Origin of the sequence: Salmonella sp. NW38 (assembly GCF_051807745.1) — a bacterium.
GTDB lineage: Bacteria > Pseudomonadota > Gammaproteobacteria > Enterobacterales > Enterobacteriaceae > Salmonella > Salmonella enterica.
In genome coordinates this window covers 172,707-186,154 of record NZ_JAMMTO010000003.1, presented here as the reverse complement: position 1 = coordinate 186,154, position 13,448 = coordinate 172,707, and the positions used below count along the sequence as shown (strand labels likewise).

Annotated in this window: 13 protein-coding genes; 8 read left to right on the top strand and 5 right to left on the bottom strand. The window is 53.1% G+C overall.

Annotated features, from left to right (window positions below):
* Positions 1–27 precede the first annotated feature (27 nt).
* The 6 genes from NA624_RS07155 to gpmA all read left to right on the top strand — a co-directional run bounded on the left by NA624_RS07155 (position 28) and on the right by gpmA (position 6,393).
* Positions 28–936 (top strand): DUF2167 domain-containing protein, encoded by a 909-nt coding sequence (locus NA624_RS07155; RefSeq protein WP_000885520.1) that lies wholly within the window; start codon positions 28–30, stop codon positions 934–936.
* Positions 937–1,158: 222 nt separating this feature from the next.
* On the top strand, positions 1,159–2,175 hold the full coding sequence (galE, locus tag NA624_RS07150; RefSeq protein ID WP_001265465.1) for a UDP-glucose 4-epimerase GalE: 1,017 nt from the start codon (positions 1,159–1,161) through the stop codon (positions 2,173–2,175).
* Between the two features lie 10 nt (positions 2,176–2,185).
* A complete protein-coding gene (galT, locus tag NA624_RS07145; protein WP_000187471.1) occupies positions 2,186–3,232 on the top strand; it encodes a galactose-1-phosphate uridylyltransferase in 1,047 nt (348 codons plus the stop codon).
* Positions 3,233–3,234: 2 nt separating this feature from the next.
* Positions 3,235–4,383 carry a galactokinase gene (gene galK, locus NA624_RS07140; RefSeq protein WP_001049366.1) on the top strand — a complete coding sequence of 383 codons (1,149 nt, stop codon included), beginning with the start codon at positions 3,235–3,237 and terminating at the stop codon, positions 4,381–4,383.
* Entirely contained in the window at positions 4,377–5,417 is a 1,041-nt protein-coding gene (galM, locus tag NA624_RS07135) for a galactose-1-epimerase (RefSeq protein ID WP_000931428.1), read from the top strand. Before galK ends, galM begins: the two co-directional genes overlap by 7 nt.
* 223 nt (positions 5,418–5,640) lie before the next feature.
* A complete protein-coding gene (gene gpmA, locus NA624_RS07130; RefSeq protein ID WP_000301554.1) occupies positions 5,641–6,393 on the top strand; it encodes a 2,3-diphosphoglycerate-dependent phosphoglycerate mutase in 753 nt (250 codons plus the stop codon).
* A 90-nt stretch (positions 6,394–6,483) separates the two neighbouring features.
* Here gpmA and NA624_RS07125 read toward each other — a convergent pair whose 3' ends face one another.
* The 3 genes from NA624_RS07125 to aroG form a co-directional block, all read right to left on the bottom strand.
* Complete coding sequence (locus NA624_RS07125; protein WP_001214719.1) at positions 6,484–7,260, bottom strand: ABC transporter ATP-binding protein; 777 nt, start codon at positions 7,258–7,260, stop codon at positions 6,484–6,486.
* Complete coding sequence (locus tag NA624_RS07120) at positions 7,260–8,339, bottom strand: FecCD family ABC transporter permease (RefSeq protein WP_000128335.1); 1,080 nt, start codon at positions 8,337–8,339, stop codon at positions 7,260–7,262. Before NA624_RS07120 ends, NA624_RS07125 begins: the two co-directional genes overlap by 1 nt.
* Before the next feature lie 153 nt (positions 8,340–8,492).
* Positions 8,493–9,545 carry a 3-deoxy-7-phosphoheptulonate synthase AroG gene (gene aroG / locus NA624_RS07115; RefSeq protein WP_001109234.1) on the bottom strand — a complete coding sequence of 351 codons (1,053 nt, stop codon included), beginning with the start codon at positions 9,543–9,545 and terminating at the stop codon, positions 8,493–8,495.
* Positions 9,546–9,864: 319 nt separating this feature from the next.
* Between aroG and NA624_RS07110 the strand changes: the two genes are divergently transcribed.
* Positions 9,865–10,251, top strand: a complete 387-nt coding sequence (locus NA624_RS07110) for a YbgS-like family protein (protein WP_000784380.1) — start codon at positions 9,865–9,867, stop codon at positions 10,249–10,251.
* Between the two features lie 110 nt (positions 10,252–10,361).
* A complete protein-coding gene (gene zitB / locus NA624_RS07105; RefSeq protein WP_000951250.1) occupies positions 10,362–11,300 on the top strand; it encodes a CDF family zinc transporter ZitB in 939 nt (312 codons plus the stop codon).
* On the opposite strand, the gene pnuC is transcribed toward zitB, so the two are convergent.
* Together pnuC and nadA are read right to left on the bottom strand one after the other, a co-directional pair.
* Positions 11,297–12,016 carry a nicotinamide riboside transporter PnuC gene (gene pnuC, locus NA624_RS07100; protein ID WP_000345365.1) on the bottom strand — a complete coding sequence of 240 codons (720 nt, stop codon included), beginning with the start codon at positions 12,014–12,016 and terminating at the stop codon, positions 11,297–11,299. The genes zitB and pnuC overlap by 4 nt on opposite strands.
* Before the next feature lie 24 nt (positions 12,017–12,040).
* Positions 12,041–13,084, bottom strand: coding sequence for a quinolinate synthase NadA (nadA, locus tag NA624_RS07095; protein ID WP_000115352.1), 1,044 nt, complete (start codon positions 13,082–13,084; stop codon positions 12,041–12,043).
* Between the last annotated feature and the right edge of the window lie 364 nt (positions 13,085–13,448).

Here is a 13,448-nt window from a genome sequence, read left to right as displayed (position 1 = left end):
GTCGTATGTGAATATAAGGGATTCATTATGGCTTTTCGTTTTCCACAAATAATACTATTTTTACTGGCAGCCATGTTATTTTGCCCCGGCAGTTATGCTGAGCAAAAGCCGACCGCTGCGCAGGAAGCGCGTAAAACCGCCGTTGAGGTCGCTGTTGAAGGCATGAGTCGCGCCGCCGTTGCGGGTCCGACAAAAATTAGTTTAGGTGATAAAGCCACGCTTAATCTGCCGGAAGGATTTACCTGGATACCCGCAAAAGAAGCGGCGGTATTTATGCGTGAAATTGGTAACTATGTTGACGATGAATATTTTTACGGTCTCGTATTTAAAAAGGAAATGAATGGATTTATTTCTATCGAATATGATGATTCTGGTTATGTAAAAGATGATGATGCAAAAAATTGGGATGCCGATGAATTAATGGATAACCTGCGTAAAGGAACAAAAGAAGCGAATAAAGATCGTATTGCAAAAGGCATTGAGCCGATAGAAATTATTGGCTGGATCGAGAAGCCTACCTACGATGCAACCAATCATCGTCTGATCTGGTCCGCCGCCATCCAGGATATCGGCACCAACGAACCACTGAATGAACAAGGCGTGAACTACAACACCTATCTGCTGGGACGTGAAGGCTATTTTTCTTTAAATCTGGTGACCGACAGAGGTTCTGTTGACCATGAAATCCCTCTGGCGAAAAGAATTCTCAGTTCCGTCAAATTCAACTCTGGACAACGCTACGCTGACTTCAACGAATCAACGGACAAAATAGCGGAGTATGGGCTCGCCGCGCTGATTGGCGGTATCGCGGCCAAGAAAGTAGGACTGCTTGCTATGCTCGGTATCGCGTTACTTAAATTCTGGAAAGTGACCGCCATCGGCGTCGTCGCTGTCGGGGCGCTCGCCAGGAAGCTACTCTCACGTAAAAAAGACTGACAGCTCCTGCCCCGTCCGTTTCATTCCCAGGCGCGTAACGCGCCTTTTTTTCGGATAAAAAGCAGAAGCATTCTCAAGCCAGATGATTTGTAATCATTTAATTGATATAAATGCGTAAAATCACCAGTGTGTAAACGATTCCACTAATTTATTACATGTCACACTTTTCGCATCTTTGTTATGCTATGGTTATTCCATACCATAGGCTTAACGGAGCGAATTATGAGAGTATTGGTTACAGGTGGTAGCGGTTACATTGGAAGTCATACCTGCGTACAATTGCTGCAAAATGGTCATGACGTCGTCATCCTCGATAACCTCTGCAACAGCAAGCGCAGCGTGCTGCCCGTTATTGAACGTCTGGGCGGTAAGCACCCGACCTTTGTCGAAGGCGATATTCGCAACGAAGCGCTTATAACCGAAATTCTGCACGATCACGCGATTGATACCGTGATTCACTTTGCCGGCCTGAAAGCCGTCGGCGAATCGGTCGCCAGGCCGCTGGAGTACTATGACAACAACGTCAACGGTACGCTACGGTTGGTCAGCGCCATGCGTGCGGCCAACGTTAAAAACCTTATTTTTAGCTCCTCCGCCACCGTTTATGGCGATCAGCCCAAAATTCCTTACGTCGAAAGTTTTCCTACCGGCACGCCGCAAAGCCCCTACGGCAAAAGTAAATTGATGGTAGAACAGATCCTCACCGATCTGCAAAAAGCCCAGCCGGAGTGGAGTATTGCGCTGCTGCGTTATTTCAACCCGGTCGGCGCGCACCCGTCGGGCGACATGGGAGAAGATCCGCAAGGTATTCCGAATAACCTGATGCCCTATATCGCCCAGGTCGCAGTGGGTCGTCGCGAATCGCTCGCCGTTTTCGGCAACGATTACCCGACCGAGGATGGCACCGGCGTACGCGATTACATTCACGTTATGGACTTAGCCGACGGGCACGTCGTGGCGATGGAAAAACTGGCGGACAAATCCGGCGTACATATTTATAACCTCGGCGCGGGTGTCGGCAGTAGCGTCCTGGATGTGGTCAACGCCTTTAGTAAAGCCTGCGGTAAACCCATTAATTACCACTTCGCGCCGCGTCGCGACGGCGATCTCCCGGCGTATTGGGCGGATGCCAGCAAAGCCGATCGCGAGCTGAACTGGCGCGTCACCCGCACGCTTGACGAAATGGCGCAGGACACCTGGCACTGGCAGTCACGCCATCCGCAGGGATACCCAGATTAAGGACGTTGTTATGACCCCATTTAATCCCATCGATCATCCGCATCGCCGTTATAACCCGCTTACCGGCCAGTGGGTTCTGGTTTCGCCGCATCGCGCAAAACGCCCCTGGCAGGGGGCGCAGGAAACGCCGTCTCAGCAAATGCTGCCGGCCCACGATCCGGACTGCTTCCTGTGTGCGGGCAATACGCGTGTCACCGGCGATAAAAATCCCGATTACAAAGGGACTTACGTCTTTACTAACGATTTCGCGGCGCTAATGGCCGACACGCCGGATGCGCCGGACAGCCACGATCCGCTGATGCGCTGCCAGAGCGCGCGCGGCACCAGCCGCGTGATCTGCTTTTCTCCCGATCACAGTAAAACGCTGCCGGAGTTGAGCCTGCCCGCGCTGACGGAAATCGTCAGAACCTGGCAGACGCAGACCGCCGAGTTAGGCAAAACCTATCCGTGGGTGCAGGTCTTTGAAAATAAAGGCGCAGCGATGGGCTGTTCGAACCCGCATCCACATGGACAGGTCTGGGCCAACAGCTTCCTGCCGAATGAGGCCGAACGCGAAGATCGTTTACAAAAAGCCTACTTCGCCGAGCAGCGCTCGCCAATGCTGGTGGATTATGTCCAGCGGGAACTGGCGGACGGCAGCCGCACCGTGGTCGAAACCGAACACTGGCTGGCGGTGGTGCCTTACTGGGCGGCGTGGCCGTTCGAAACGCTACTGTTACCCAAAACGCATGTCCTGCGCATTACCGATTTAAACGACGAGCAGCGCGACTCTCTGGCGCTGGCGTTGAAAAAGCTGACCAGTCGTTATGATAACCTGTTCCAGTGTTCCTTCCCCTACTCAATGGGCTGGCACGGCGCGCCGTTTAACGGTGAAGAAAACGCACACTGGCAGTTGCACGCGCACTTTTATCCGCCGCTGCTGCGCTCTGCGACCGTCCGCAAATTTATGGTCGGCTATGAAATGCTGGCGGAAACCCAGCGTGATTTAACCGCAGAACAAGCGGCTGAACGCCTGCGCGCGGTCAGCGACATCCATTTTCGCGAATCCGGAGTATAAAAATGAATCTGAAAGAGAAAACGCGCGCGCTGTTTGCTGAAATTTTCGGCTACCCTGCCACCCACACGATTCAGGCGCCAGGCCGCGTCAATCTGATCGGCGAGCACACTGATTACAATGATGGTTTTGTTCTGCCCTGCGCTATCGATTACCAGACCGTAATTAGCTGTGCGCCGCGCGACGATCGTACCGTACGGGTGATTGCCGCCGATTACGACAATCAGGTGGACGAATTTTCACTGGATGCGCCGATCGTGACCCACGATAGCCAGCAGTGGTCTAACTATGTGCGCGGCGTAGTGAAACATCTGCAACAGCGTAACAACGCGTTTGGCGGCGTGGATATGGTCATCAGCGGCAATGTGCCGCAGGGTGCCGGGTTAAGCTCCTCCGCCTCGCTGGAAGTGGCGGTGGGCACCGTCTTCCAGCAGCTTTATCACCTGCCGCTGGACGGCGCGCAAATTGCGCTCAACGGACAAGAGGCCGAGAACCAGTTTGTCGGCTGTAACTGCGGCATTATGGATCAGCTCATCTCTGCGCTCGGCAAAAAAGATCATGCGCTGCTGATTGATTGCCGTACGCTCGGCGCCAAAGCGGTTTCCATGCCGAAAGGTGTCGCCGTGGTGATCATCAACAGTAACTTTAAGCGCACTCTGGTGGGCAGCGAGTATAATACCCGCCGTGAACAGTGCGAAACCGGCGCCCGTTTCTTCCAGCAGCCGGCCCTGCGCGATGTCAGCCTTGAGGCGTTCAATGCCGTTGCCAGCGAACTGGACCCGGTAGTCGCAAAACGCGTTCGCCATGTATTGAGCGAAAATGCGCGCACCGTTGAAGCGGCAAGCGCGCTGGAGAAAGGTGATTTGCAACGTATGGGCCAACTGATGGCGGAGTCCCATGCCTCAATGCGCGATGATTTCGAAATTACCGTCCCGCAGATAGACACGCTGGTAGACATTGTCAAAGCGACCATCGGCGATCGAGGCGGCGTGCGCATGACCGGCGGCGGCTTTGGCGGCTGTGTTGTCGCGCTGATCCCGGAAGATCTGGTTCCCGCTGTGCAGCAGGCCGTTGCGCAACAGTACGAAGCGAAAACCGGAATCAAAGAAACCTTTTATGTATGCAAACCGTCACAAGGAGCAGGACAGTGCTAAATGAAACGCCCGCACTGGCCCCCGATGGTCAACCGTACCGCCTGCTAACCCTGCGCAACAGCGCAGGGATGGTGGTAACGCTGATGGACTGGGGAGCCACTCTTCTTTCCGCCCGTATTCCGCTGTCTGACGGCAGCGTTCGGGAAGCATTACTGGGCTGCGCCAGCCCGGAACACTACCCTGAACAGACGTCGTTCCTCGGCGCCTCTATTGGCCGTTACGCGAACCGTATCGCCAATAGCCGCTATACGTTTGCCGGCGAAACCGTACAGTTAAGCCCAAGCCAGGGCGAGAACCAGCTACACGGCGGACCGGAAGGCTTTGACAAGCGCCGCTGGCAAATTGTGAACCAGAACGATCGCCAGGTATTATTCGCCCTCACCTCTGATGACGGCGACCAGGGCTTTCCCGGCCATCTTTGCGCCACGGCGCAATATCGTCTGACCGATGACAATAGAATCTCCATCACCTACCGGGCGACGGTCGATAAACCCTGTCCGGTGAATTTGACCAACCACGTCTATTTTAATCTGGACGGCGATCGGACCGACGTGCGCCAACATAAGCTGCAAATTCTGGCGGATGAGTATCTGCCGGTAGATGAATCCGGTATTCCACGCCAGGGACTAAAATCGGTAGCCAATACCTCGTTTGACTTCCGGATGCCAAAAGTCATTGCCAGTGAATTTCTCGCCGATGACGATCAGCGCAAGGTTAAAGGCTACGATCATGCTTTCCTGCTACAGACGCAGGGTGATGGCAAAAAGCCGGCGGCCCGTCTGTGGTCACAGGATGGAAAGCTACAAATGATGGTTTACACCACCGCCCCGGCGCTACAGTTTTATTCCGGCAATTATCTGGCGGGTACACCTTCCCGCGGACCGGAACCTTATGCCGACTGGCAAGGGCTGGCGCTGGAAAGCGAACTGCTGCCGGACAGTCCGAATCATCCTGAATGGCCGCAGCCTGACTGTATCCTTCGCCCTGGCGAGGAGTACGCCAGCCTGACCGAGTATCAGTTTATTCCGTTCTAACGATATGCCGCTACATGCCCGATGACGCAAGCTTATCGGGCCTACGCGCCATTGCCCTGCTCAAACCTCCACCACTTAAAGACAAAATCGCAACTCTGAGTTCACAAGAACCTTACACTGCGCCACTATTTTCGCTATGGTTATGCGTAAGCATTGCCGCCAACATCTCGCGGCAATATAATGAGAATTATTATCATTACATATGATTTATAGGAGTGAGAGTATGGCTGTAACTAAGCTGGTTCTGGTACGTCACGGTGAAAGTCAATGGAACAAAGAGAACCGTTTCACCGGCTGGTATGATGTTGACCTGTCTGAAAAAGGCGTAAGCGAAGCAAAAGCAGCGGGTAAACTGCTAAAAGAAGAAGGTTTCAGCTTTGATTTTGCCTACACTTCCGTACTGAAACGCGCTATCCATACGCTGTGGAACGTACTGGATGAACTGGATCAGGCGTGGCTGCCGGTGGAAAAATCCTGGAAACTCAATGAACGTCACTATGGCGCGTTGCAGGGGCTGAATAAAGCGGAAACGGCAGAAAAATATGGTGACGAGCAGGTTAAACAGTGGCGCCGCGGTTTTGCCGTGACGCCGCCGGAACTGACCAAAGATGATGAGCGTTATCCGGGTCACGATCCACGTTATGCCAAACTGAGCGAGAAAGAGCTGCCGTTGACCGAAAGTCTGGCGCTGACCATCGACCGCGTTATTCCTTACTGGAACGACACCATCCTGCCGCGTATGAAGAGCGGTGAGCGCGTGATCATCGCCGCTCACGGTAACTCATTGCGTGCGCTGGTGAAATACCTGGATAACATGAGTGAAGATGAGATTCTTGAGTTAAACATCCCGACCGGCGTGCCGCTGGTGTATGAGTTCGACGAAAACTTCAAGCCGATCAAACATTACTATCTGGGCAACGCTGACGAGATCGCTGCGAAAGCGGCTGCCGTGGCGAATCAGGGTAAAGCGAAGTAATCACCTTTGCCGGATAGCGGTATAACTGCCTTATCCGGCCTACGAGCAATGGGTAGGCCGGATAAGCGCAGCGCCATCAGGCAATACGTCTTAAACAGCGATCACGCCGTCCAGCACCACCTGCAATTTCCCCTGCGAACAGCGCTCCACGCGTCCTCGTACCCGGTACACTTCAGCCAGACGCTCCGCAGTAATCACCGTCTCCGGCGCGCCGCTGGCGACCAGCCTGCCGTCTTTTAGCATCAGTACATGGTCACCATGACGCAGTGCAATATTAATGTCATGCGCCACGACTATAGTCACCCTATTTTGCGCCTGGGTATCCCGACGCACGAGATCCATTACGTGAAACTGATAGTTTAAATCCAGCGCACTGAGCGGCTCATCCAGCAACAGAAGTTCAGGGCGACGAATCAGTGATTGCGCCAGACCCACTAACTGCCGCTGACCGCCGGAAAGCTGGTCGAGATACTGCAACGCCAGATGCGTTATGCCCAATTGCTCAAGGATAGCCAGTATCTGCGATCTGCCCTGCGCATTGTCTCTGCCGCCTGATGCCCGCAGTACCACGATAATCGACTCCAGAACATGCAGATGTACGCCCTGCGGTAATGACTGCGGCAAAAACACAACTTTCTGCGCCCGCTCGGCAAACGATAACGACATGAGATCTTCGCCATCAAGCAGCGCCTCGCCGTCGGCGTTATTCAGCCCGGCCAGCGAACGTAGTAACGTCGATTTACCACAGCCGTTCGGCCCCAGCAAAATGGTAATTTTCCCGCGCGGCAGTAAGGGAACGTTGAGATCTGTAATAACCGGCTGAGTGGAATAGCCGGCGCTAAATGAGCGGAGCATTAACCCGCGCATCAGAGACTCCCCCGATGTCGCAATACAATGCTTAAAAAGAACGGAACCCCGACCAGCGAGGTGACAATCCCCACCGGCACCATGACGCCCGGAACACTATTTTTCGCCGCAATAGAGGCCAGCGATAACACCAGCCCGCCTATCAGCACGCTGCCCGGAAGGTAGAAACGGTGATCTTCCCCCAAAAGTATTCGCGCAATGTGCGGTGCAACGAGACCAATAAAACCAATCGGCCCGACGAAAGCTACCGTCAGCGCTGATAACAAGCTGATACGCAACAATGACAGCAGGCGTAAACGGCGGACATGAATCCCAAAGCTCATCGCCCTCTCTTCGCCCAGACGTAATGCCGTGAGTTGCCAGGCGCTTCGTAACGCGCAAAAAAGCACAGCAATAAACACCACGGCCAGTACGCCCAATTTTTCCCACGACGCACGGACCAGGCTCCCCATCGTCCAGAATACCAGCCCCTGCAGCGTATCTTCATCAGCCACAAACTGCATAATGGCGACCAACGCGTTAAAGGTGAATACCAGCGCAATGCCGAACAACACCACTCCGGATGCGGCGACGCCTGTCCAACGGGTAATACCGTCCAATAGTAACGCGGATAAAAGTGCAAAGATGAACGCATTGGCCGGGATAAACCAAGTGGCTGGAATACCGGGAATACCGATCCCCAACACAATCGCCAGCGCAGCGCCAAAAGCCGCCGCGGACGATACGCCAAGGGTAAACGGCGTCGCCAGCGGATTATTTAAAATGGTTTGCATTTCGGCGCCCGCTAACCCTAACGCCATGCCTACCAGCAGCGCCATCAGGGCATAGGGTAAACGAATATCCCAGACAATAACGTGTATGCCCGCATTCACCTTTTCCGGCTGGAAAAGGGCCTGCCACAGCGCACTGAGCGGTAAACCAGAAGACCCACAGGTTACATCCACCATCAGTGAAGCCATCATCGCCAGCGCAATAGCTAACATGAGCACGGCCCGTTTGCGTATGAGCTGGCGATAGCGCGGAATGACGGGCGTGGAAGCGAGAGCGGGGGCTAAAAGTGATTTGTCCTGACAGGTCATGGTTCGGGCTACGTTATTAATCAGAGGAGAATTATAGCGCCGAATTATTTCGTTATATATTTATTTATATTTCGATTGATGACACGGTGGCCTATCTCACCGGTTTCCAAATAAAAAACCGGCCTTACGGGCCGGTTTAAGACGTAATGAAGATTAACCACGACGGGCTTTTACCGCTGCCGACAACTGACGAAGCAGCGCATCGGTATCTTCCCAGCCAATACAGGCGTCAGTAATGCTTTTACCGTAGGTCAGCGGCTGACCGCTTTCCAGACTCTGGTTTCCTTCTACCAGATGACTCTCTACCATCACGCCAATAATCGCTTTTTCACCGCCCGCTATCTGCTGGCAGACATCGGCGCAAACCTCCATCTGCTTTTGAAATTGCTTACAGGAGTTGGCATGGCTGAAATCGATCATGACCTGCGGCGTCAGTCCCGCTTTGGTGAGGCCTTCTTTCACCTCAGCAACATGTTGCGCACTATAGTTTGGCGCTTTACCGCCGCGCAGAATGATATGGCAGTCGCCGTTGCCGCTGGTATTCACAATCGCCGAATGACCCCATTTAGTGACGGAGAGGAAGCAATGCGGCGCGCCGGCGGCGTTGATGGCGTCAATGGCGACTTTAATCGTGCCATCAGTACCATTTTTAAAACCGACCGGACAAGAGAGGCCAGACGCCAGTTCGCGATGAACCTGGGATTCAGTAGTCCGCGCGCCAATGGCACCCCAGCTCATCAGATCGGCCAGATATTGCGGCGTGATCATATCGAGGAATTCGCCGGCGGCAGGCAGGCCGCTGTCGTTAATATCCAGCAGCAGTTTGCGCGCAATACGCAGACCGTCGTTAATCTGGAAGCTGTTATCCATGTGCGGATCGTTAATCAGCCCTTTCCAGCCGACGGTGGTACGCGGTTTCTCAAAATAGACGCGCATGACAATTTCAAGCTCGCCTTGAAGCTCATCACGTAGCGCCAGCAAACGGGCGGCATACTCTTTCGCCGCTGCCGGATCATGAATTGAACAAGGACCGATCACCACCAGCAGACGATCGTCATTGCCTTTGAGAATTTTATGGATGGCTTTGCGCGCGTGAGCAACGGTATTTGCTGCATTTTCCGTGGCGGGAAACTTTTCCAGCAGCGCGACCGGAGGTAATAACTCGTTGATTTCTTTAATGCGTAAATCGTCGTTCTGATAATTCATGTTTATTCCAGTGTTGCCGTACTTATCCCAATGAATGCAATCCCTCCAATCTATCTCTTCAATTAAATAGTGTAAACGGGCTTTTACACTTTGAACGGAATAATCCTGGAATTCAGGAAAAAAACGCACAAATGTAGCGAAAAATGGGATCTAACCTACACTTTTTAACTGTAACCACTCTGTTTATGAATTATTGCAAGATTCTCTGCTGCGTTAACCCGCGGCGGCGAACGCTTTTTATCCCTTATTTGAGGATTTGACTGACACGTGCACTGTTGGAAGAGGTTATCCGACATATCCACCATAACAGGAGCATCTTATGAAAATGACAAAACTGACTACGCTTTTACTCACCGCTACCCTCGGCCTTGCCAGCGGCGCAGCGTTAGCTGCTGAATCTAACGCGCAATCCAGTAATGGCCAGGCGAACTCGGCGGCAAATGCCGGTCAGGTTGCCCCGGACGCCCGCCAGAATGTAGCGCCGAATGATGTGAATAACAACGACATCAATACCAACGGCAATACTAACAGCACGATGCAGCATCCAGACGGTTCAACCATGAATCATGACGGAATGACCAAGGATGAAGAGCATAAAAATACCATGTGTAAAGACGGTCGCTGCCCGGATATTAATAAAAAAGTGGAAACCGGTAATGGCGTCAATAATGACGTGAATACCAAAACCGACGGTACCACACAGTAATGCAGAAAAAAGTCTGATAACGGGAGAGCTTTCGCTCTCCTTTTTATTTTGTCAGCGAAAAATCAGTATGATGTCTACAGTATTGATGAGAATAACAAAGGAATGACGTTATGGCGCACTCACACTCTCATGCCGATTCACACCTGCCGAAAGATAATAATGCTCGTCGCCTGCTTTTCGCCTTTATCGTCACTGCCGGATTTATGCTCCTTGAGGTGGTGGGCGGGATACTCTCCGGCTCTCTGGCGTTGTTGGCGGATGCGGGACATATGCTCACCGACGCGGCGGCCCTTCTCTTTGCGCTGCTGGCGGTTCAATTTTCCCGTCGCCCCCCGACTGTTCGCCACACTTTTGGCTGGCTAAGACTCACCACACTGGCGGCCTTTGTGAATGCCATTGCGTTGGTGGTCATTACCCTTCTCATTGTCTGGGAAGCGATAGAGCGCTTTTACACGCCACGTCCGGTGGCGGGTAATCTGATGATGGTGATTGCGGTCGCGGGTCTGCTGGCGAACCTGTTTGCGTTCTGGATTCTCCATCGGGGAAGCGATGAAAAAAACCTGAACGTGCGCGCTGCCGCGCTACATGTGATGGGCGATTTGCTGGGTTCCGTCGGCGCAATAGTCGCCGCGCTGATCATTATCTGGACGGGCTGGACGCCAGCGGACCCGATTCTCTCTATTCTGGTTTCGGTACTGGTGTTACGCAGCGCCTGGCGTTTGTTAAAAGATAGCGTCAACGAATTGCTGGAAGGCGCGCCGGTTTCACTGGATATTAATGCCTTACAGCGCCATTTAAGCCGGGAAATCCCCGAAGTCCGCAACGTACACCATGTGCATGTCTGGATGGTCGGCGAAAAACCGGTCATGACATTGCACGCTCAGGTCATTCCGCCACACGACCATGATGCGCTGCTGGAACGTATCCAGGATTTCCTGATGCACGAATACCATATTGCGCACGCTACGATTCAAATGGAGTATCAAGTGTGCCACGGCCCGGACTGTCATCTGAATCAGACGCCATCCGGGCATGTTCATCACCATTAACGGGAAAGAGCGCGCGATCCTCGCTCCCGCGCGCTGTTTATCCACAGGCGGCTACCGTTCACGGCGATAAATGTCAGGATCAGATATTCCAGCGACATCGCATAGACGCCCTGCAAAGCAAAAATCACCACACTGATCACGTTGATTATCACCCACAGGAGCCAGTTTTCGACATATTTGCGTGTCATCAGAATCATCGCCGCGATAGACAGCACCATCATGCAAGAGTCCCAGAACGGGAAAGCGTCCGGTTGCAGTACGGGCATTGTCACCTGTAACCCCAGCATCTGCATAATGGCGACGGCCACGCGCGTCAGGACGGCGAATACGGGATCGATATATCGCGTCATCAAACCGATAGCTATCACACATATCGCCAGCCATGCCATTGCTTTTGGCAACGGCAGCCAGCGGATTTTAAGCTCGGCTTGATTATCCTTTGTTTGCCGCGACCACGCATACCAGCCATAAATATTGGCGGCAAAGAAAAAGAGTTGCAGCAACAGGCTGGCATAAAGCTGGATCTGAAAGAAAATAATCGCAAACAGGGTGACGTTAACCAGTCCAAAAAAGTAGTTGCTGATCTTCTCCAGACTGGCAAGCCAAATACAGAGCAGGCCGGCGATGGTCCCTACCGCTTCGATCCACGAGAGATCGTACCCGCCAGCGCCAATCGGAATATGAATCAGTATGTTGTGCGTACTAAAAAAATCCATTCTCTCCCCCAAAGATTTCCGTCTTTACGCCCGAAGTGTAGTCGCAAAATCCAGCATTCGGTTGAGGGGCAGTAATGCGCCCTCGCGTAGCGCCGCATCAACCTGTATTTCATGCGCCGCGCCTCCCTGCTCCAGCCCTTCAGCAATGGTTTTCAGGCCATTCATCGCCATCCACGGACAGTGCGCGCAGCTACGGCAGGTCGCCCCCTCGCCAGCCGTGGGCGCTTCAAGCAGCTCTTTTTCAGGCACCGCCTGCTGCATTTTGTAGAAGATGCCGCGATCGGTCGCCACGATAAGCTGTCTGTGCGGCAGCGTTTTTGCCGCCTTAATAAGCTGACTGGTGGAGCCCACCGCATCGGCCATTTCGACAATGGACTGCGGCGATTCAGGGTGAACCAGAAGAGCGGCATCGGGATAGATTTTTTTTAAACGGGTCAACGCCTGGGTTTTAAACTCGTCATGCACGATACACGCCCCTTGCCAACACAGTACATCGGCCCCGGTCTGTTTTTGCACGTAATTCCCCAGGTGTCTGTCCGGCGCCCAGATAATTTTTTCCCCCAAACTATCCAGATGCTCAATCAGTTCTACGGCGATACTGGAGGTCACAACCCAGTCCGCACGCGCTTTAACAGCAGCCGAGGTGTTAGCATAGACCACTACGGTTCTGTCAGGATGCGCATCACAAAAAGCGCTAAATTCGTCTATTGGGCAGCCTAAATCCAGCGAACATTCCGCCGCCAGGGTAGGCATAAGAATGGTTTTTTCCGGGCTGAGGATTTTGGCGGTTTCCCCCATAAACCGTACGCCCGCTACCAGTAACGTGGATGCGGCGTGCTTCGCGCCGAAACGGGCCATTTCCAGCGAGTCGGAAATACAGCCGCCGGTTTCTTCTGCCAACTGTTGAATTTCCGGATCGGTGTAGTAGTGCGCCACCATCACCGCATCCCGTTCGCTGAGGAGTCGTTTGATTTTCTCACGATAAAATTGCTTTTCATCGTCGTTCAACGGCGTTGGTTTCGGCGGGAACGGGTAGATTGCGGCTTGTGGGTCAAACATTACGCTCATCGTGGTTTCTCGTTTTACTGACTTAACGAAACAACCGAATGAAAGCGTAATAAACGCCACAATCGGTTAATTTGTTTTATATGCTAAACAAGATAGCTGATTCAATAAGGAAAGTCACAATAATTACGTAGCCCGTGTTTGATGGCGGCGTAACGTCTTATCTGGCCTACGTGAGCGGTGCCGTCTGTAGGCCTGATAAGCGCAGCGCATCAGGCAAGACCCAAACCTGCTGCAGGTTCGAATCTTCCATATTGCAGATAGCAAAAAAGCGCCTTTAGGGCGCCTTATTACATTGGTGGGTCGTGCAGGATGACTCGCTTCGCTCGCCCTTCGGGCCGTCGCCGCAAGCGGCTCCGTTGTCTCA

Excerpts from the sequence above, each read along its gene's own strand:
- NA624_RS07155 (WP_000885520.1), top strand. The coding sequence starts at position 28 with ATGGCTTTTCGTTTTCCACAAATAATACTATTTTTACTGGCAGCCATG.
- galE (WP_001265465.1), top strand. The coding sequence starts at position 1,159 with ATGAGAGTATTGGTTACAGGTGGTAGCGGTTACATTGGAAGTCATACC.
- galT (WP_000187471.1), top strand. The coding sequence starts at position 2,186 with ATGACCCCATTTAATCCCATCGATCATCCGCATCGCCGTTATAACCCG.
- galK (WP_001049366.1), top strand. The coding sequence starts at position 3,235 with ATGAATCTGAAAGAGAAAACGCGCGCGCTGTTTGCTGAAATTTTCGGC.
- gpmA (WP_000301554.1), top strand. The coding sequence starts at position 5,641 with ATGGCTGTAACTAAGCTGGTTCTGGTACGTCACGGTGAAAGTCAATGG.
- NA624_RS07125 (WP_001214719.1), bottom strand. The coding sequence starts at position 7,260 with ATGCGCGGGTTAATGCTCCGCTCATTTAGCGCCGGCTATTCCACTCAG.
- NA624_RS07120 (WP_000128335.1), bottom strand. The coding sequence starts at position 8,339 with ATGACCTGTCAGGACAAATCACTTTTAGCCCCCGCTCTCGCTTCCACG.
- aroG (WP_001109234.1), bottom strand. The coding sequence starts at position 9,545 with ATGAATTATCAGAACGACGATTTACGCATTAAAGAAATCAACGAGTTA.
- NA624_RS07110 (WP_000784380.1), top strand. The coding sequence starts at position 9,865 with ATGAAAATGACAAAACTGACTACGCTTTTACTCACCGCTACCCTCGGC.
- zitB (WP_000951250.1), top strand. The coding sequence starts at position 10,362 with ATGGCGCACTCACACTCTCATGCCGATTCACACCTGCCGAAAGATAAT.
- pnuC (WP_000345365.1), bottom strand. The coding sequence starts at position 12,016 with ATGGATTTTTTTAGTACGCACAACATACTGATTCATATTCCGATTGGC.
- nadA (WP_000115352.1), bottom strand. The coding sequence starts at position 13,084 with ATGAGCGTAATGTTTGACCCACAAGCCGCAATCTACCCGTTCCCGCCG.